Below are 18,445 nucleotides of genomic sequence, written 5' to 3'. Positions count from 1 at the left end.
CGGCCGGACACGTCAGTGATGAAGGCATCCCTGACGAGGAGGACACCATGACCACGGATCCGCTGGACGACCTGCTGGACGGCTCGGCGCCGCCCACCCCCGCCCTCGCTGGACACGAGCTGCGGGCGATGATCGACGCGTCCCGTGGGCGCGCTCGGCCCCGCCTCCGGTCGCGCGGTGTGATCGCCGCGGTCACGGCGGTGGTCCTGGTGGGCGGCGCCGGGGTGGCCACCGCCTCCTCCGACTGGCTCTGGGGCGACGGCCTCGAGGATCCCGCGCGGAGCTACCGGTTCACCGCGCCGACCTGGGGAGAGTGCGAGATCCGCTTCAGCCGCCTGGACACGCACAACCCGCTGATCCAGGCCGATGTCGATCGTGTGATCGATCAATGGTTCGCCTCGGCGGATGTGGAGGCGGAGGCCGCGCCCTACGTGCACGGCCAACTGCGGATGCTCGAGCAGGGCGACGAGGCCGCGGGTGTTCCGACGACGGATCAGAATGCGGCGGACACCCGCGCCTGGATGGCTCATGAGGGCGCGTTGAACGAGGCGCTCCACGCCGAACTCGAGGAGCACGGGTTCGGTCCGATCCCCGGAGCCGACTCCCACTCCCAGGTGCATTGCGACGACGAAGCCTGGAGCGGCGAGTGAGCAGCCGTGCCGACGACGCGGCGCTGATCGGCGCGTTCGAGGCGTGCGCCCCGGATCTCCTGGCCTACCTCGCGCGTCGGGTCGGGGCGGATGACGCCGGCGACCTGCTCGGCGAGACGATGGTCGTCGCCTGGCGGCGCGTCCGGCATCTGCCCGACGACCCCGAACGGGCGCGGATGTGGTTGTTCGGAGTCGCTCGCAAGACCCTGCTCAACCACGCCCGCGGTGAGAGGCGTCGGCGCGCCCTGCACGAACGGGTGCGGGGAGAGGGAGAGGGATCCCGGCTGCAGGCACCGCCGGCGGACGGGGGCGCGGAGGTGCGCGACGCCATCGCCCGCCTGGATCCCGACCTCGCGGAGGTCATCCGCCTGGTGCACTGGGACGGATTCAGCCTGACCGATGCGGCCGCACTGCTCGGGGTCCCCGCGTCCACGGTCCGGGGGCGTCACCAGCGGGCCAAGACACTGCTCCGTGCCGCGCTGAGCGTGGAGGCTCCGCTCGCGTAGAATCGTAGGCACCATGGCTACCTTTGGCACGCTCTCCGATCGGCTCACCGACACCTTCCGCAACCTGCGCACGAAGGGAAAGCTCACCGCCGCCGACGTCGACGGCACGGTGCGCGAGATCCGTCGTGCTCTGCTCGACGCCGACGTCGCGCTCGCGGTCGTCAAGGACTTCACCGCCAAGGTGCGCGAGCGCGCTCTCGGCGACGAGGTCAACAAGGCGCTGAACCCCGCGCAGCAGGTGGTGCAGATCGTCAACGAGGAGCTGGTCCAGATCCTCGGCGGAGAGCAGCGGCGCCTGCAGTTCGCCAAGACCGCGCCGACCGTGATCATGCTCGCCGGTCTTCAGGGCTCGGGAAAGACGACGTTCGCCGGCAAGCTGGCCAAGCAGCTCGAGGGCGAAGGGCACACGCCCCTCCTCGTCGCCGCCGACCTCCAGCGCCCGAACGCGGTGAACCAGCTCCAGGTGGTCGCCGAGCAGGCCGGAGCCACGGTGTACGCGCCCGAGCCGGGCAACGGCGTCGGCGATCCCGTCAAGGTGTCGCGCGACGGCGTCGAGCACGCCCGCCGCCAGCAGCACGACGTGGTCATCATCGACACCGCCGGCCGCCTCGGCGTCGACGCCGAGCTCATGAAGCAGGCCGCCGACATCCGCAAGGCCGTCGACCCGGACGAGGTGCTCTTCGTCATCGACGCGATGATCGGTCAGGACGCGGTCAACACCGCTAAGGCCTTCCAGGAGGGAGTGGACTTCACCGGCGTCGTCCTCTCGAAGCTCGACGGCGACGCCCGAGGCGGAGCGGCGCTCTCGGTCGCCTCGGTCACGGGGCGTCCGATCATCTTCGCCTCGACGGGCGAGCGGCTGGAGGACCTCGAGCCGTTCCACCCCGATCGTATGGCCAGCCGCATCCTCGACCTCGGTGACATCCTCACCCTCATCGAGCAGGCGCAGCAGGCGTTCGACGAGGACGAGGCGCGCAAGGTCGCCGAGAAGCTCGCGAACGAGGCCTTCACCCTGGAGGACTTCCTCGAGCAGCTTCAGCAGATGAAGAAGATGGGCTCCATGAAGAAGATGCTCGGGATGCTCCCGGGCATGGGGCAGATGAAGCAGCAGCTCGAGGACTTCGACGAGCGCGAGATCGACCGCACCGAGGCCATCATCCGCTCCATGACGCCGGTCGAGCGTCGCAACCCCAAGATCCTCAACGGTTCCCGTCGTCTGCGCATCGCGCGCGGCTCCGGCATGACCGTCACCGACGTCAACCAGCTCGTGCAGCGCTTCGAGCAGGCCGCGAAGATGATGAAGACCGTCGCTCGTGGCGGCACGCCGAACATCCCGGGCATGGGTCCGGTGCCCGGCATGGGCAAGCCCGGGGCCTCGTCGAAGCGCGGCAAGAAGGGCAAGGGCGGCGGCGGAAACCGCTCCCGCTCCGGCAACCCGGCGAAGCGCGCGGCGGAGAACGCCGGCCTCGCGGCTTCCACGGCACCCACCGGCTCGGGCTTCGGCCTCGGCGGGGGAGCGGAGGCACCGTCGGAGGCCGACCTCGCCGAGATCCAGAAGCTGTTCGGCAAGGGCTGAGCGGCCGGGACCTCAGCGCACGGCGACGGGCGCGGCCGAGGGATCGACCGCGGTCGCCGGCGTTCCTCGCGGCCCGCGCCGCGAACTGCCCGCCGACGAGGGCGGCGAGCGTGATCAGGATGCCCGCCACCTGGACCAGGGTGAAGCTCTCGCCGGCGATGAGCACGCCGAGCAGCGTCGCGACGATCGGCGAGAGCAGTGCGAGGAGGCCCGGCACGATCACGGGCAGGCGCTGGATACCGCGGAACCAGAGCGTGTAGGCGATGATCCCTCCCGCTGTCGCGAGCCAGAGGTAGCCGAGGAGCGCACCCGCGTCGAGGGCAGGAGGCGGACCCTCGACCACGAAGGTGAGGGGGAGGAGCAACAGCCCTCCCGCCGTGAGCTGCCACCCCGCGTAGGCCACGGGACCGACGCCGGAGGGGCGGCCCCAGCGCTTGGTCAGGATCATCCCGAGGCCGGTGGCGGTCACGCCGCCGAGAGCCGCGACGAGGCCCCAGAAGTCCAGCGCGGCGGCAGGGCCGAGGACGACGAGGGCGACCCCACCCGCTCCGGCGACGGCGGCGGCGGCGGATACCGGTCGGACACGTTCCCCGAGCACGATCGCTCCGAGCCCTAGCACGATCAGCGGCTGCGCTCCGGCGACGGCGGCGGCAACCCCACCGGGGAGGCGTTCGGCCGCAAGGAACAGCAGCGGGAAGAACGCGCCGATGTTCAGGGCCCCGAGCACGAGCACCTTGCCCCACCAGGACCCGTGCGGCAGACGGCGGGCCAGCAGCACCGCGAGGAGACCCGCAGGAAGCGAGCGGAGGAGGCCGGCGAGGAGCGGATGTCCGGCGGGGAGCAGCTCCGTCGTCACCAGGTACGTCGTACCCCACGTCGCAGGGGCGAGAGCCGTGACGAGGGTGAGGGTGAGGCGGTTCATGTCTCCAGGGTGCGCGCATCCGGGGTATGAGTCCAACGCATTCTTGTCACATGATCTATGAAGCGAGATCATGAGTGGATGGAGCTCCAGCATCTGCGGTATGTCGTCGCGGTGGCGGACACCGGTTCGTTCACCCGCGCGGCGGAGCGCTGTCATGTCACGCAGTCGGCGCTTAGCCACCAGGTCGCCGCTCTCGAACGCGAGTTGGGCGTGCGGCTGTTCGCGCGCACCAGTCGCAGCGTCCGCGCGACCGAGGCCGGAGAGGCGTTCCTCCGCCCCGCGCGTCTGGCGGTCCGCGCCGCAGACCAGGCCCGGGAGGACGCGGCGGCGGCGAGCGGGAAGGTGGTGGGCACGCTGCGACTGGGCGTCATCCCCACGGTGAGCGCTGTCGACGTCCCGGCGCTCCTCGTGGCCTATCGCGCCGCGCATCCAGCCGCCCGCGTGGAGCTCCGTGAGGGGAACAGCGATGCGCTCGTGGCGGCGATTCGACAGGGCGATCTCGACGCCGCATTCCTCGGGCTCCGGGAGGGCGTCGAGCCCGAGGGGGTCGCCTCCCGCGCGCTGTCCCGGGAACCGCTGGTGGCCGTGGTGCCCCGCGGGCATGAGCTGGGCCGGGCGAGGGAGGTGCAGCTGAGCGACCTCGCGGACTCCGCGTTCGCCGACTTCCCCGCCGGCACGTCGGGGCGAGCCCAGAGCGACGCGGCATTCCTGGCCGCGCGGGTGCGGCGTGATGTGGCTTTCGAATCCGACACGGCCGCGAGTCTGATCGGTCTGGTCGCGGCGGGCCTCGCCGTCACCCTGCTGGCGCCCGCGGTGGTGCGGGGGTACCGGGAGGTCGTCGACACGGTGGCGGTCCAGGATGGCCCGGTCCGTGTCGAGCACCTGGCCTGGGACGCCGCGGCAGCGCGCAGCGCCGCGCGCGCCTTCCTCGACATCGTCGCGGAAGGCCTCCTGAGCCCCTGATCGGTCTGCACGACCAGGGAACGGGTGTACGACGGAACCGCCGGAACGGGTGGGCAACCGTATTCGGATCGTGCAGGTGAACGGGCGGATGGCGGCCCGGAGACGACGAAGCGGGCCCGGGAAGAACCCGGACCCGCCTCGTCATGCGGTGATCAGCGCACGTCGTCGTCGACCCAGTCCATCGACTTGGTGACGGCCTTGCGCCACAGGCGCAGCTGACGGTCGCGCTCATCCGCGTCGAGCGAGGGCTCCCAGCGGCGGTCCTCCTGCCAGTTCGCGGACAGGTCGTCGAGACCGCTCCAGAAGCCGACCGCGAGACCGGCCGCGTAGGCCGCACCGAGCGCCGTGGTCTCCGCCACGACCGGACGCACGACCGGGACACCGAGGATGTCGGCCTGGAACTGCATGAGCGCGTCGTTGGCGACCATGCCGCCGTCGACCTTGAGCTCGCTGAGATCCACTCCGGCGTCCGCGTTGACCGCGTCGAGCACGTCACGGGTCTGGAAGGCCACGGCCTCCAGGGCGGCGCGCGCGATGTGGTTCTTGTTCGCGTAGCGGGTGAGGCCGACGATCGCGCCGCGGGCGTCAGGACGCCAGTACGGCGCGAAGAGACCCGAGAACGCGGGGACGATGTACACGCCGCCGTTGTCCTCGACCTTCTCGGCCAGCTCCTCGACCTCAGGGGCCGAGGAGATGATGCCGAGCTGGTCGCGCAGCCACTGGATGAGCGAGCCGGTGACCGCGATCGACCCCTCCAGCGCGTAGTGCGTGGGCTGGTCGCCGAGCTTGTAGCCGACGGTGGTGAGCAGTCCGTTCTTCGAGCGGACGATCTCCTCGCCCGTGTTGAAGATGAGGAAGCAGCCCGTGCCGTAGGTGTTCTTGCTCTCGCCCTTCTGGAACGCGGCCTGGCCGAACGTCGCCGCCTGCTGGTCGCCGAGGATGCCGGCGATCGGCGTCTCGCGGAGCAGCGATGAGCTCTCGGCCGCACCGTAGACCTCGGAGGAGGAGCGGATCTCCGGCATCATCGAGCGCGGCACGCCGAACGCCTCGAGGATGTCGTCGCGCCATTCCAGCGTCTCGAGGTCCATGAACATCGTGCGCGAGGCGTTGGTGACGTCGGTCGCGTGCACGCCGCCGTCGATGCCGCCCGTGAGGTTCCACAGGACCCAGGAGTCGGTCGTGCCGAAGAGCAGGTCTCCGGCCTCGGCCTTCTCGCGGGCGCCTTCGACGTTCTCCAGGATCCAGGTGATCTTGGTGCCGGAGAAGTACGTCGCCAGGGGGAGCCCGACGATCGACTTGAACCGGTCGACGCCCTCGTCGCCCGCGAGGCGGTTGACGATCTCCTGCGTGCGGGTGTCCTGCCAGACGATGGCGTTGTAGACCGGCTTGCCCGTGGTCTTGTCCCACACGACCGCGGTCTCGCGCTGATTCGTGATGCCCACGGCGGCGATGTCGTGGCGGGTGAGATCGGCGCGACCGAGGGCCAGACCGATCACCTCCTGGACATTGCGCCAGATCTCGGCGGCGTCGTGCTCGACCCATCCGGCCTTGGGAAGGATCTGCTCGTGCTCCTTCTGACCGGTGGCGACGATGCTGCCCTTCTTGTCGAAGATGATCGCGCGGCTCGACGTGGTGCCCTGGTCGATCGCGATGATGTAGTCAGCCATGTGTTCTCCTTTGAATTCCCGAGCGGTTGAGGGGGATCAGCCGGCGAGGCTGAGAAGGCCGGGGGCGGCGAGGGCGGCGATGACACCACCGATGAGCGGACCGACGACGGGCACCCACGAGTAGGACCAGTCGCTGGAACCCTTGCCCTGGATCGGGAGGATCGCGTGGGCGATGCGAGGACCGAGGTCACGCGCCGGGTTGATGGCGTATCCGGTCGGACCACCGAGCGATGCACCGATCGCGACCACCAGCAGGGCGACCGGAAGAGCGGTGAGCGGGCCGAGGCCACCGGGCGTGCCGACCTCGATGTCGCCGTAGTCCGCGAACGCGAAGATGACGAAGACGAGGACGAAGGTGCCGATGATCTCCGTGACGAGGTTCCAGCCGTACGAGCGGATGGCGGGGCCGGTGGAGAAGACGCCGAGCTTGTTGGCGGCCTCCGGCTCCTGGTCGAAGTGCTGCTTGTAGGCGAGCCAGACGACGATGGCACCGATGATCGCGCCGAGGAGTTCCGCCCCGGTCGCGGTGAGGAACATCGTGAAGTCGATGCCCTTGGCGGGATCCAGCAGGTTCTGCACCCAGAGGCCGATACCGACGGCCGGGTTCAGGATGGCACCGGAGTACGCCGAGACGAGCACACCCGCGAACACCGCGAGACCCCATCCCCAGTTGACCATCAGGAAGCCGCCGCCGAAGCCCTTGTTCTTCGCCAGGGCGACGTTCGCCACCACACCGCAGCCGAGCAGGACCAGCATCGCTGTGCCGACGAGCTCCGAGAGGAAGTAGAGACCGAGATTGACGTCAGTCATGTCTTCGTTGACCTTTCTTGCGGGTCGGGGCCCCTCTGCCCCGACCCCTTATGGGGTAGCACCGCGAGGAGGGCGCGGTGGTCGGGGCCCCGTCAGCCGCGGGTGCGGGACGGGATGTCGAGTCCGTGTCGCTCGTTCAGCAGCAGGCGCGTCTGCTCCACCTCGGCGTCGTGACGCTCTCGGTCCCATCCGAGGAGCGGTGCCAGGGCGTCGGCGATCTCGTCGAGGACTTCTGCCTGCGCTCCACCGGTGAAGGCGATGCTGGTGCGGCGGAGGATGACGTCCTCGAGACGGGCGACCATCTCCTCGTTGACCATCCACTCCAGCTCACGGGTCGACAGGTCGCCGCCGGCGAGGGGGGCGTCGTCCCCCTGCTCGACGAACGCCCAGACGGCCGCCGCTCCGGTGCCGTAACGGGCGAGGAGCTGATCGGCCCGAGCGCCGGCGCCGGCGAGGTTCTCCTGGATCCAGATCCGCTTCGCCTTCTCGGTGCGCGGGAACTCGCGTCCGCCGCCGATCGCGCGTCCGGCCGTGGAGACGGTGCGCGTGCGGCCGAGGAGGCCGAGCACGGTGTCGGAGAGCGACTCTCCCAGGGCGCGGAACGTGGTCCACTTGCCGCCCACGAGGCTCACCAGCGGGACGGCGCCCTTGCGGTCGACCTCGACGCGGTAGTCGCGCGAGACGAATCCGGGAGCGGTGTCCTCGTGGCGGGGGAGCGGCCGGATGCCGGAGAAGTTGTAGACGATCTGCTCGCGGGTCACCGAGATCGACGGGAACACGTGGTGGATGAGGTCGAAGAAGTAGTCGATCTCCTCCTCCGTGCACACCGGCACCTCGCGCGGGTCGGCGTCGATGTCGGTGGTGCCCACGAGGACGCGCCCCTTGAGCGGGTAGATCAGCACGATACGGCCGTCGGAGTGCTCGAAGAAGATCTCGCGACCTCGCGTCGCCTCGAGCAGCTCCGGGTGGTCGAGCACGATGTGCGAGCCCTTGGTGCCGCCCATGAAATGGGTGTCGGTGCCGAGCGCGTCGTTCGTGAGGTCGGTCCACGGGCCGGAGGCGTTCACGACGACATCCGCGGTCACGGTGAACTCGGTGCCGCTCTCGCGGTCACGGAGGGTGATCTGCTCGCCGTCGCGGCCGATCGCCTCGACGTAGTTGAGAGCCACCGCACCCGGGTGGCTCGCGCGGCCGTCCTGCAGCACGTCGAGCGCCAGGCGCTCCGGATCGTGCATCGAGGCGTCGTAGTACGTGGCCGTGTACTTGATCTTCGGGTCCATCGACGGCAGCTCGGCAAGGGACTTCTTGCGTCCGAGGAAGCGGTGGCGGGGCACGGTGCCGCCGTCGCGGGAGAACGTGTCGTAGATGGTGAGGCCGACCTTGATGAGGAAGGCGCCGCGCTCCTTCGGCTTCCCGCTCTTGTGCGTGAGGAACCGGAGGGGAGCGGAGAGGATCCCCGAGAACGTGGAGTAGATCGGGATCGTCGTCTGCAGCGGCTTGACGTAGTGCGGGGCGATCTTGAGCAGGCCGTTGCGCTCTTCCACCGACTCCCGGACGAGGCGGAACTCGCCGTTCTCGAGGTAGCGGATGCCGCCGTGGATCATGTGGCTCGAGGCCGCGGAGGCACCGGAGGCGAAGTCGCCGCGTTCGACCAGGACGACGTCCACACCCTGCAGGGCCAGATCACGGAACGTCGAGATGCCGTTGATGCCGCCGCCGATGACGAGGACGCTGGTGCGCCCGGATTCCCGGAGCGCGCGGACCGCGTCCCGCTCCGGGGACGTGTGGGTGGAATCGATCATCATCGACCCTCTCTTCCTTGCTTGCCACCAGCATCGACCTCCGTGACGCCGCGCGCAAGCTGGCTGCACATATGTGCAAGGATCGAGGGAGAGGAGGTCATCATGGCGGGATCCGGAGCACCGTCGCGCGACGGGAAGCTGATCGCCGCGCTCACGGCCGCGCAGCTGTACTACATGCAGGACAAGACCATGGAGGTCATCGCGCAGGAGCTCGGCACCTCCCGGTCGTCCGTGTCACGGTTGCTCAGCTTCGCGCGGGAGAGCGGCCTCGTCGACATCCGGATCAACTCCCCCCTGGAGCGTCTGGGAATGCTCGAGCAGCGCATCAGGGATCGGCACCGCGTGGTGGCGCACGTCGTGCCGATGGCGGAGATCGTGAGCGAGGTCGAGCGACTGGAGCGCGTGGCGCTGACCGCAGGACGCCTCCTGTCCCAGTTCGTCGACTCCAACATGATCGTCGGCGTGGCGTGGGGATCGACGATCAGCGCGGTCAGTCGCGGTCTCACCCAGAAGGAGACGCACAACACGACGTTCGTGCAGCTCAACGGCGCCGGGAACACCCAGACCAGCGGTGTGGAGTACTCCAGCGACATCCTGCAGCGCTTCGGGAGCGCGTTCGGTGCGCAGGTGCAGCAGTTCCCCGTGCCCGCCTTCTTCGACGACCCCGCCACCCGGGAGGCTATGTGGCGCGAGCGCAGCACCCGCCGCGTGCTCGATCTGCAGGCGAAGATGGACATTGCCGTGTTCAGCCTCGGGTCTCCGGCGGCGGAGGTGCCCAGCCGCGTCTACGTCGGCGGTTACCTCGGGCGGGAGGACTACCGCAGTCTGCGGGAGGACCATGCGATCGGCGACGTGGCGACGGTCTTCTTCCGTGCCGACGGCTCCTGGCGCGACATCCGGCTCAACGCGCGGGCGACGGGGCCGGGACTCGACCGGCTCCGGCGGGTGCCGCGTCGCGTGTGCGTCGTCTCGGGTGTGCCCAAGCTCGCGAGTCTGCGGGCGGCGATAGCCGCCGAGCTGATCACGGACGTGGTGCTCGACGAGGGTCTCGCACGTCGACTCGTCGAGGACTGAGTCGCGTCCGCGTCACTCGCCTTCGATCGACGACTGCGGTCCGGTCCGGAACTCCCGGATGAGGTGCTGGACCACGGCGCGGAGATCGCCGTCCGTGGCGTCGGCGACCGCGAGCTGACGGGCATAGCTCGCCCCGCCGTCGAGGATCGACGCGATGCTGCCGAACTCCCGGACGCATCCGAGCTCGACGGCGACCGGGGCCAGTTCCTCGATCTTCTCGGTCAGGTGCTCGCGAACGGGGCGCTGCGTGCCGATCGTGTCGACGATGACGCGCGCGTCCAGGCCGTATCGGGCCGCGCGCCACTTGTTCTCGCGGTGGAACCAGGCCGGAAGATCGGGGAGTGCCGCGCCTTCGTCGAGAAGTCGGGAGAAGTGCTCGACGAGGACCTGTACGAGCGCGGCCACCGCGGCCATCTCGGAGAGCGTCGAGAGGCCGTCGCACGCGCGGACCTCGATCGTGCCCCAGCGCGGAGCGGGGCGGATGTCCCAGCGCACCTCGGTGGCATCGGCCATCACGCCGGTGCGGACCATGTCGTCCAGATACCGCTCGAACTCCGACCAGTCCCGGAGCGGCCAGGGCAAGCCCGCCGTCGGCAGCTGCTGGAAGACGAGCGCGCGGTTGGAGGCGTACCCCGTGCGCTCCCCGGCCCAGAACGGACTGGACGCCGACAGAGCCTGGAGATGGGGAAGATACGCCGACAGTGCGTTGATGATGGGGAAGACCTTGCGCTGCTCGTCGACGCCCACGTGCACGTGGATACCCCAGATCATCATGTTGCGCCCCCACCACTGGGTGCGCTCGATGAGGCTGTGATAGCGGGTCTTGTCTGTCACCGACTGGTCGTACCACTGGGCGAAGGGGTGGCTTCCGGCGGAGAGCAGCTCGATGCCGGCCGGATCGGTGGCCGACCGCACCGCCGCGATCGCGTTCGCGATGTCATCGACGGCGTGCGCGACGGAATCGCCGATCCCGCTGGTCACCTCGATGGTGTTCGTGAGCAGCTCGCCGGTGACGGTGTGGCGCTCGTCCTCGCTCTCCGCCTCCAGTGCGGCGAGGAGCTCCGGTGCGCGACCGACGAGATCACCGGTCTCGGGATCGGCGAGCATGATCTCCCACTCGAGACCGACGGTGGAGCGGGCCGAAGCGGCGAAGTCGAGCTGCACGGGGACAGTCTGACACGGGCCGGGGCCGACTCCGCAACGCCGTGTCGCCGGGTTTCGCGCCCGGCGCGCGCATCTGGCAGAATAGAGGGTCGGACGACGTGCTCGACCCTCTATCCAGCACTCGTCCTCCTCATTTGAGCTTCCGCCGGGTGTGCACCCCACGCTCCAGGCGACCGGTTCGTTTCCTTCCACACCATTCAGGAGAATCGTGGCTGTCAAGATTCGTCTCAAGCGCATGGGCAAGATCCGCGCGCCGTACTACCGCATCGTCGTCGCCGACTCGCGCACCAAGCGCGACGGTCGTGTGATCGAGGAGATCGGCAAGTACCACCCCACCGAGGAGCCCTCCTTCATCGAGGTCGACTCCGAGCGTGCGCAGTACTGGCTCTCCGTCGGCGCGCAGCCGACCGAGCAGGTCACCGCCATCCTCAAGATCACGGGCGACTGGGGCACCTTCAAGGGCGACAAGGACGCCAAGTCCACCCTCAAGGTCGCCGAGCCGAAGGCCGCCTTCGAGGTCGACGCCTCCAAGAAGTCCGTCGTGAAGCCCAAGGCGGAGAAGAAGGAGGAGGCCCCCGCTGCGGAGGCCCCCGCCGCTGACGCCGACGCGGAGGCCGCTGAGGCTTCCGCCGCCGACGCCGAGTAATCCATCGTGCTCGCCGCCGCGCTCGAACACATCGTCAAGGGGATCGTCGATCACCCCGAAGATGTGCGCATCCACGAATCCTCGTCGCCCCGTGGCGACCTGCTCGAGGTGCGTGTGCACCCCGACGACCGTGGACGCGTGATCGGGCGCGGCGGCCGCACGGCCAAGGCCCTGCGCACCCTCGTGAGTGCACTCGCCGACGGGCGTCGTGTCCGCGTCGATGTCGCGGACGACTGACGTGGTGTCGCAGGACCGCACCCAAGGCCGTAACCAACTGCGCGTCGGGCGCCTGGTCAAGGCTCACGGGCTCAAGGGCGCGCTGAAGCTCGAGCTCTACACCGACAATCCGGAGCGGCGCTTCGTCCCCGGGGCCGCGTTCACGTTGCAGGTGCCAGAGGCATCTCCGTGGCACGGCAAGGAGATCGTCGTCCGCGAATACCGCGTGATGAACGGCAACCCCGTCGTCTTCTTCGAGGACGTGGACGATCGCACCGCCGCCGAGAGCCTCGTCCGCGCCATCCTCTGGATGGACCAGGACGAGGACGAGACCGAGGACAACGCCTGGTTCGACCACCAGCTCGTCGGCCTGGACGTCGTGCGGGACGAGGTCGTCGTCGGCCGCGTGGTCCGCGTCGAGCACCTGCCGGCGCATGACCTCCTGATCGTGAAGCCGTCGTCGGGCGGGAGCACGGACGAGGTGATGGTCCCGTTCGTCGAGGCCATCGTCCCCACCGTCGACGTCGCGGCCGGACGGGTCATCGTCACCCCTCCCGCCGGGCTCTTCGAGGAGCTTCCCGAGTCGGAGGACGAGACCACCGCCTCCGACGCTGCCGAGTGACCGCTGATACGGTTCCCCCGTGCGCATCGACGTCGTCTCCATCTTCCCCTCGTACTTCGACGGACTGACGCTCTCCCTGCTCGGCAAGGCCCGCGGCTCGGGTCTGCTCGACCTCCAGGTGCATGATCTTCGCGACTGGACGCACGACCGCCATCGCACCGTCGACGACACTCCGTACGGCGGAGGAGCGGGCATGGTCATGAAGCCCGAGCCGTGGGGGCTCGCCCTCGACGAGCTCACCGCGGATACCGCCGCGCCGCCGACCATCATCTTCCCGTCGCCGGCGGGCGAGGTCTTCACCCAGGCGACCGCGCGGGAGCTCGCGGGGCGCGACCACCTCGTGTTCGGCTGCGGGCGCTACGAGGGCATCGACGAGCGCGTCTTCGAGTACGCCGCCGAGCGTGGCGAGGTCCGGCTGCTGAGCCTCGGTGACTACGTGCTCAACGGCGGCGAGGTCGCGACGATGGCCATGATCGAGGCCATCGGCCGTCTCATCCCCGGGGTCGTCGGCAATCCGGAGAGCCTGGTCGAGGAGTCGCACGAGGACGGCCTCCTCGAGTACCCGTCGTACACGAAGCCCTCCGTCTGGCGTGACCGTGCGGTACCGGATGTGCTCCTCAGCGGCAACCACGGGGCGATCGCGGCATGGCGGCGCGAGCAGCAGCTCGTCCGCACGCGGCTGCGCCGCCCCGATCTGCTTCCGGACGCGCCGACCGACGACTGACCGCACCGCGACCGTCTGCGGCGACGACTGCTGTTAGCGTCGAGACATGGTGGATGTGACACGCGCGCGATCGTTCGAAGGCATCGGCGAGGAGTACGACCGCTACCGACCGGGCTTCCCGGAGCGTGCGGCCGACATCATCGTTCCGGCGCCGGTGGCCACGGCGCTCGACCTCGGCGCCGGCACCGGCAAGTTCACCAGCCTGCTCGTCGAGCGTGCGGCGCGGGTGATCGCCGTCGAGCCTTCCGCGCCGATGCTCGCCGTCCTCGCCCGGACGCTGCCGACGGTCGAGGCGCGGCCAGGGACCGCGGAGAGCATCCCCGTGCCGGACGGTTCCGTCGATGTCGTCAGCGTCGCGCAGGCGTTCCACTGGTTCGACCGGGATACGGCGGCGGCCGAGATCGCCCGCGCACTCGTCGCCGACGGGACGCTCGGGCTGCTCTGGAATCGCGCCGACCCCGCCTGTGCGTGGGATCTCGCCTGCCATCGGGTGGCGCATCCCGCGGTCGGCGCGGACGACGACACCTCCGCATCGGCGACCGACATCCCCGGCTTCGTCCTGGAAACCCACGAGGAGGTGCGCTGGACGGAGCGGATCAGCCGCGAGGTCTACCTCCGACGCTGGGGCACGGTGAGCAGTCTCCTCGTGGCGGACGACGCGGAGCGTGCAGGGATGGTGGCGGCCCTGGAGGCGGTGCTGGACGGCGCGGACGAGACGCGCGGGAAGGCGGAGTTCGGCCTCCCCCATCTCACCGATGTGTTCCGCTACCGCCGCGTATGAGGATCTGGTCGCTGCACCCTGAGTACCTCGACCGTCAGGGTCTCGTCGCCTGCTGGCGGGAGACGCTGCTCGCGCAGGCGGTGCTCGCCGACGCCACGAAGGGGTATCAGCGACACCCGCAGCTCGAGCGCTTCCGGGAGGCAGCGGATCCGCTGGCCGCGGTGGGCGCGTACCTCGTCGCTGTCGCCGACGAGGCGGACGCCCGCGGCTACCGTTTCGACCGCACGCGCATCCGGCGCCGGGAGCCTGCCGTTCCGACCATGCCGGTCACCGCGGGCCAGCTCGCGCGGGAATGGGAGCACCTGCGTGCGAAGCTCGCCGAGCGCAGTCCTGAGGTGCTTCAGCGGCACGGGGATGTGGCGCTCCCGAAGGCGCACCCGCTGTTCACCGTCGTGCCGGGGCCGGTCGCATCCTGGGAACGCGCCGACCCGGCGGCCGAGGTCAGTCCACCCCGAGGAACGAGCGATCCGTCAGGATGATCGGCCCGTCGTCGGTGATCGCGATGGTGTGCTCGGAGTGCGCCCCTCGGGACCCGTCCGCGCTGCGCAGCGTCCACCCGTCGGGGTCGGTGACCAGCTCGTCCGTGGTCGCGAGGAACCAGGGCTCCAGCGCGAGCACAAGGCCGGCGCGGAGCGGGAACCCGCGGCCCGCGCGGCCGTCGTTCGCGACGTGGGGGTCGCCGTGCATCGTGCGGCCCACGCCATGCCCGCCGAAGTCGGTGTTGATGGAGTACCCCTCGCCGTGCGCGATCTCTGCGATGGCAGCGGAGATGTCACCGATGCGGTGCCCGACCACCGAGGTCTCGATCGCGGCGGTCAGCGCGCGCTCGGTGGTGTCGATGAGACGCAGGTCCTCATCCCGCGGCGTGCCCACGACGAAGGAGACCGCGGAATCCGCGACCCAGCCGTCGACCGAGACGGCGAAGTCGAGGGTGACGAGGTCGCCGTCCTTGAGTGCGTAGTCATGGGGGAGACCGTGCAGCACCGCGTCGTTCACCGAGGTGCAGATGACCTTGCCGAACGGGCTCGCGCCGAACGACGGGTGGTAGTCGATGTAGCAGGACTCGGCGCCCGCCTTGCGGATCATGTCGTGGGCCCGGCGGTCGATCGCCAGGAGGTTGGTGCCGACCTTCGTCTCGTCGCGCAGGGTCGCCAGCGTCTCGGCGACGAACCGGCCTGCCGCGCGCATCTCATCGATCTCGGCAGGGGTGCGCAGTTCGATCATCAGTGTCCTCTCGTCCCGTCCATTCTCCCTGATCGTGCGGACACCCGGCGCCTCCCGCTCTCAGCGAACACCTGTGACGCGGACGTGACGTCCCCGTAGCATCGGAGCATGTGGATCCGACAGGCCTTCTTCCGCTGGCTGCTGCCCTCGGCCTTCCTCCTGCCGCTGTGGCTGCTCATCGGCTGGGCCGTCTTCCAGGGCGGGTGGTCGATCCTCTGGGTGCTGCTCATCGCGATGCCCTCGGTCTTCGTGGGACAGCTCCTGCTCACGCTGCTGACGCGTTCCCGGCCGTCTGTCCGCGCCGAGCGCGCCCTGTCGTGGTGGGACGTCGCCGGGTTCGGTCTCTGGCACGCGCTGACGATCGCGGTCGGCTTCTTCATCGATGGCGCTTTCGGTTGGCTCCTCGCCGCCGCCATCGTGGTGGGCATCGGACTGGTGTGGCTGCAGCTGTGGCAGCTCTGGAACGAAGCACGGGGGAGTGGAGCGCGGATTCGCGAGACCATCTCCTGGTCGACGATGACCGCGCCCCGCGCGGAGACGACGCAGACCAGCGTGCACGAGGTGATCGTGGTGCGGGAGACCGACGACCGGCCCTGAGCGCTCGTTTTGGTGGGGCCTGCCATCCGTGGCAGAATGGTTCTTTGTGCCGTGACCGGCTCTGCCCCAGGGGAGCCCGCGGACGCGTCAGCGCCGTTCGGCACACTCCCATTCTTGTTCCTTCCTAATCCGTGCATCCGACCTGAGGCGAGTGCAGAGAGAGACGATCATGCAGATCCTCGACGCCGTCGACGCGGCTTCGCTCCGTTCCGACATCCCCGAGTTCTTCCCCGGTGACACCGTCAAGGTGCACGTCAACATCACCGAGGGCAACCGTTCTCGTATCCAGGTCTTCCAGGGCGTCGTCATCGGCCGCCAGGGCGACAGCGTCCGCGAGACCTTCACCGTCCGGAAGATCAGCTTCCAGGTGGGCGTCGAGCGTACTTTCCCCGTGCACTCCCCGGTGATCGACCACATCGAGGTCGTCACCCGCGGTGACGTGCGTCGCGCCAAGCTCTACTACCTGCGCGAGCTCCGCGGCAAGAAGGCGAAGATCAAGGAGAAGCGCGTCAACAACTGACGCGAAGCTTCTTCACAGCACCCCGGGACACGATGTCCCGGGGTGCTTTCGTTCTGTCCCCGGTGTGCGAACCTTGTTACTGCCGTGCGCTCACGGTGCACTCTTCGAGAAGGAACCAGATGACTGACTCTCCGTCCGCACGCCCGACACGACGGCGGCGCGGGTTCCTGGTCTTCCTCCGTGACGTGCTGGTCATCGTCGTCATCGCCGCGCTGGTGTCGTTCGTCATCAAGACGTTCGTGGTCCGATCGTTCTACATCCCGTCGGCCTCCATGGAGCGCACGCTGCTGATCGACGACCGCATCCTCGTCGACGAGCTCACCCCGCGCTGGACCGGCTATGAGCGCGGTGACATCGTCGTCTTCAAGGATCCGGGCGGCTGGCTCGACCCGATGCCGCAGACACCTGCACAGCCGCCGCTGGTCCAGGCCATCGACTGGGTGCTCACATTTGTCGGCATCTCGGCAACCGACACCCAGGACCATCTGGTCAAGCGGGTGATCGGCGTCGAAGGTGACCATGTGGTGTGCTGCAACGCGCTGGGGCAGATCACGATCAACGGTGCCCCGATCGATGAGCTGAGCTACCTGAACCTCCCCGAGGGCGACACCGCGGCCTCCAACGAACCTTTCGACGTCGTCGTGCCCGAGGACTCCGTGTGGCTCCTCGGCGACAACCGGGACCGCTCCCGCGACGCCCGTGCACACCAGGAGCTGCCCAGCGGCGGTTTCGTCCCGGTGTCCAACATCGTGGGCAAGGCGTTCCTGACGACCTGGCCGCTCGACCGCTTCGGACCGATCGACGGCCACCACGAGATCTTCAACGGAGTGCCGGACCCCGAATGACTGTCATCGCGCCTCGACTGACCCTGGAGCGGAAGCTGCTGGGGGAGTGCGACCTGATCATCGCCCTCGACGAGGTCGGTCGCGGGGCGCTGGCCGGGCCGGTGGCCGTCGGGGCGGCGGTGATGGACGCCAAGGGGGCTCGTCGCCGCGTGCCGGAGGGGCTGCGCGACTCGAAGCTCGTCCCCGAGCGCCGGCGCCCCGACGTCGCCGCCCGCGCGGCTGCGTGGGTGCAGGCCTCGGGCGTCGGCTGGGCGACCGCCGCGGAGGTCGACGAGGTCGGGATCATGCGGGCGCTGGGCCTTGCCGCCTCCCGCGCCGTGCTGGCGGTGGTGGCGCAGGGTGCCACGGTCGAGAACGCTCTGGTCCTCCTCGACGGCAACCACGACTACGTCTCGCGCGTGCATCCTGGGCCCTTGAACGTCCGGCCGGTCGTCAAAGCGGACCGCGACTGCGCCTCGGTGTCGGCGGCGTCGGTGATCGCGAAGGTCGCCAGGGACGGGTACATGGCCGAGCTCCACGAGGATCACCGCGATTACCAGTGGGACCGCAACAAGGGATACGCGAGTCCGGAGCACCGGGAGGCAATCCGGTCGTTCGGCCTCTCACCGTTCCACCGTTCGTCGTGGGCGATCGCCGACGCACCGACGCTCTTCTGAGCGGTCGCGGCCGGGATGCCGCGACCGGCGCCCGCCGACCATAGGATGGACTCATCATGGATGAGGAAGCCTTCGACGACTACGACCGTGAGCTCGAGCTCGCGCTGTTCCGCGAGTACCGCGACGTCGTCTCTCAGTTCCAGTACGTCGTGGAGACCGAGCGTCGCTTCTACCTGGCCAACGAGGTCAACGTCGTGCGCCGGGACACCGAGCACGACTTCTACTTCGAGATCTCCATGAGCGATGTGTGGGTGTGGGACATCTACCGTGCGGACCGGTTCGTGAAGGCCGTCCGGGTGCTCACGTTCAAGGACGTGAACGTCGAGGAGCTGCAACGCCGCGAGTTCGAACTGCCGCAGGAGCTCTCGCTCGACGGAGAGTGACTCCAGCCGCCGTTCCTGCACAACGGTGACGTTCTCCGTTGTTTCCACAGCGGCCGGGCTGTCTGCTCCGGACCGCGGGGGTCACGGGGTGGCCCCG

The 18,445-nt window shown here is 69.3% G+C and carries 21 protein-coding genes and 1 pseudogene; 16 read left to right on the top strand and 6 right to left on the bottom strand.

What is annotated here, in order from left to right:
• Positions 1–47: 47 nt before the first annotated feature.
• From AB0N68_RS12025 to ffh, 3 genes are read left to right on the top strand one after another with little or no spacing between them, the layout of a single operon-like run.
• Positions 48–650: a hypothetical protein gene (locus tag AB0N68_RS12025; protein WP_259951653.1), complete on the top strand. Its 603-nt coding sequence runs from the start codon at positions 48–50 to the stop codon at positions 648–650.
• Positions 647–1,156, top strand: coding sequence for an RNA polymerase sigma factor (locus AB0N68_RS12020; RefSeq protein WP_232089225.1), 510 nt, complete (start codon positions 647–649; stop codon positions 1,154–1,156). Before AB0N68_RS12025 ends, AB0N68_RS12020 begins: the two co-directional genes overlap by 4 nt.
• Before the next feature lie 13 nt (positions 1,157–1,169).
• On the top strand, positions 1,170–2,732 hold the full coding sequence (gene ffh / locus AB0N68_RS12015; protein ID WP_187663977.1) for a signal recognition particle protein: 1,563 nt from the start codon (positions 1,170–1,172) through the stop codon (positions 2,730–2,732).
• Between the two features lie 154 nt (positions 2,733–2,886).
• Here the strand turns inward: ffh and AB0N68_RS12010 are convergent.
• Positions 2,887–3,654, bottom strand: a pseudogene (locus AB0N68_RS12010) (EamA family transporter); the annotation flags it as partial.
• Between the two features lie 78 nt (positions 3,655–3,732).
• Here AB0N68_RS12010 and AB0N68_RS12005 point away from each other — a divergent pair.
• On the top strand, positions 3,733–4,617 hold the full coding sequence (locus AB0N68_RS12005) for a LysR family transcriptional regulator (RefSeq protein WP_280567973.1): 885 nt from the start codon (positions 3,733–3,735) through the stop codon (positions 4,615–4,617).
• Between the two features lie 152 nt (positions 4,618–4,769).
• On the opposite strand, the gene glpK is transcribed toward AB0N68_RS12005, so the two are convergent.
• The 3 genes from glpK to AB0N68_RS11990 form a co-directional block, all read right to left on the bottom strand.
• Entirely contained in the window at positions 4,770–6,284 is a 1,515-nt protein-coding gene (gene glpK / locus AB0N68_RS12000) for a glycerol kinase GlpK (protein WP_187663980.1), read from the bottom strand.
• Between the two features lie 36 nt (positions 6,285–6,320).
• Positions 6,321–7,094: an MIP/aquaporin family protein gene (locus tag AB0N68_RS11995; RefSeq protein ID WP_187663981.1), complete on the bottom strand. Its 774-nt coding sequence runs from the start codon at positions 7,092–7,094 to the stop codon at positions 6,321–6,323.
• Between the two features lie 92 nt (positions 7,095–7,186).
• Complete coding sequence (locus AB0N68_RS11990; RefSeq protein WP_187663982.1) at positions 7,187–8,896, bottom strand: glycerol-3-phosphate dehydrogenase/oxidase; 1,710 nt, start codon at positions 8,894–8,896, stop codon at positions 7,187–7,189.
• Between the two features lie 102 nt (positions 8,897–8,998).
• Here AB0N68_RS11990 and AB0N68_RS11985 point away from each other — a divergent pair, with 102 nt between their 5' ends.
• On the top strand, positions 8,999–9,970 hold the full coding sequence (locus tag AB0N68_RS11985; protein ID WP_187663983.1) for a sugar-binding transcriptional regulator: 972 nt from the start codon (positions 8,999–9,001) through the stop codon (positions 9,968–9,970).
• A 12-nt stretch (positions 9,971–9,982) separates the two neighbouring features.
• On the opposite strand, the gene AB0N68_RS11980 is transcribed toward AB0N68_RS11985, so the two are convergent.
• Positions 9,983–11,134, bottom strand: coding sequence for a glutamate--cysteine ligase (locus AB0N68_RS11980; protein WP_187663984.1), 1,152 nt, complete (start codon positions 11,132–11,134; stop codon positions 9,983–9,985).
• Positions 11,135–11,342: 208 nt separating this feature from the next.
• Between AB0N68_RS11980 and rpsP the strand changes: the two genes are divergently transcribed.
• Genes rpsP through AB0N68_RS11950 form a run of 6 tightly spaced genes read left to right on the top strand, consistent with a single transcriptional unit; the run spans position 11,343 to position 14,602 of the window.
• The gene (gene rpsP, locus AB0N68_RS11975) at positions 11,343–11,780 is read left to right on the top strand and encodes a 30S ribosomal protein S16 (RefSeq protein ID WP_280567961.1); all 438 of its coding nucleotides are present in this window, start codon (positions 11,343–11,345) and stop codon (positions 11,778–11,780) included.
• A gap of 6 nt (positions 11,781–11,786) precedes the next feature.
• Positions 11,787–12,017, top strand: a complete 231-nt coding sequence (locus AB0N68_RS11970) for an RNA-binding protein (protein ID WP_025103341.1) — start codon at positions 11,787–11,789, stop codon at positions 12,015–12,017.
• Entirely contained in the window at positions 12,001–12,618 is a 618-nt protein-coding gene (gene rimM, locus AB0N68_RS11965) for a ribosome maturation factor RimM (RefSeq protein WP_187663986.1), read from the top strand. The genes AB0N68_RS11970 and rimM overlap by 17 nt, the downstream gene beginning before the upstream one ends.
• 19 nt (positions 12,619–12,637) lie before the next feature.
• Positions 12,638–13,342, top strand: a complete 705-nt coding sequence (gene trmD / locus AB0N68_RS11960; RefSeq protein ID WP_280567952.1) for a tRNA (guanosine(37)-N1)-methyltransferase TrmD — start codon at positions 12,638–12,640, stop codon at positions 13,340–13,342.
• Positions 13,343–13,388: 46 nt separating this feature from the next.
• Positions 13,389–14,123 carry a class I SAM-dependent methyltransferase gene (locus AB0N68_RS11955; RefSeq protein WP_280567949.1) on the top strand — a complete coding sequence of 245 codons (735 nt, stop codon included), beginning with the start codon at positions 13,389–13,391 and terminating at the stop codon, positions 14,121–14,123.
• Complete coding sequence (locus tag AB0N68_RS11950) at positions 14,120–14,602, top strand: pyrimidine dimer DNA glycosylase/endonuclease V (protein ID WP_187663989.1); 483 nt, start codon at positions 14,120–14,122, stop codon at positions 14,600–14,602. Before AB0N68_RS11955 ends, AB0N68_RS11950 begins: the two co-directional genes overlap by 4 nt.
• Here AB0N68_RS11950 and map read toward each other — a convergent pair.
• Positions 14,565–15,347, bottom strand: coding sequence for a type I methionyl aminopeptidase (gene map, locus AB0N68_RS11945; RefSeq protein ID WP_280567943.1), 783 nt, complete (start codon positions 15,345–15,347; stop codon positions 14,565–14,567). The genes AB0N68_RS11950 and map overlap by 38 nt on opposite strands.
• Before the next feature lie 108 nt (positions 15,348–15,455).
• Between map and AB0N68_RS11940 the strand changes: the two genes are divergently transcribed.
• The 5 genes from AB0N68_RS11940 to AB0N68_RS11920 all read left to right on the top strand — a co-directional run bounded on the left by AB0N68_RS11940 (position 15,456) and on the right by AB0N68_RS11920 (position 18,348).
• Positions 15,456–15,944 (top strand): MFS transporter permease, encoded by a 489-nt coding sequence (locus tag AB0N68_RS11940; protein WP_280567940.1) that lies wholly within the window; start codon positions 15,456–15,458, stop codon positions 15,942–15,944.
• A 169-nt stretch (positions 15,945–16,113) separates the two neighbouring features.
• Positions 16,114–16,464, top strand: coding sequence for a 50S ribosomal protein L19 (gene rplS / locus AB0N68_RS11935; RefSeq protein ID WP_025103348.1), 351 nt, complete (start codon positions 16,114–16,116; stop codon positions 16,462–16,464).
• A gap of 119 nt (positions 16,465–16,583) precedes the next feature.
• Positions 16,584–17,309 (top strand): signal peptidase I, encoded by a 726-nt coding sequence (gene lepB / locus AB0N68_RS11930; RefSeq protein ID WP_187663992.1) that lies wholly within the window; start codon positions 16,584–16,586, stop codon positions 17,307–17,309.
• Entirely contained in the window at positions 17,306–17,965 is a 660-nt protein-coding gene (rnhB, locus tag AB0N68_RS11925; RefSeq protein WP_280571768.1) for a ribonuclease HII, read from the top strand. Before lepB ends, rnhB begins: the two co-directional genes overlap by 4 nt.
• A 56-nt stretch (positions 17,966–18,021) precedes the next feature.
• Positions 18,022–18,348, top strand: a complete 327-nt coding sequence (locus AB0N68_RS11920) for a DUF2469 family protein (protein ID WP_017204525.1) — start codon at positions 18,022–18,024, stop codon at positions 18,346–18,348.
• Positions 18,349–18,445: the final 97 nt, after the last annotated feature.

Origin of the sequence: Microbacterium meiriae (assembly GCF_040685015.1) — a bacterium.
Taxonomy (GTDB): Bacteria; Actinomycetota; Actinomycetes; order Actinomycetales; family Microbacteriaceae; genus Microbacterium; species Microbacterium meiriae.
Note: the sequence above shows the minus strand (reverse complement) of the source record. Positions and strands in the feature narration are given on the sequence as shown.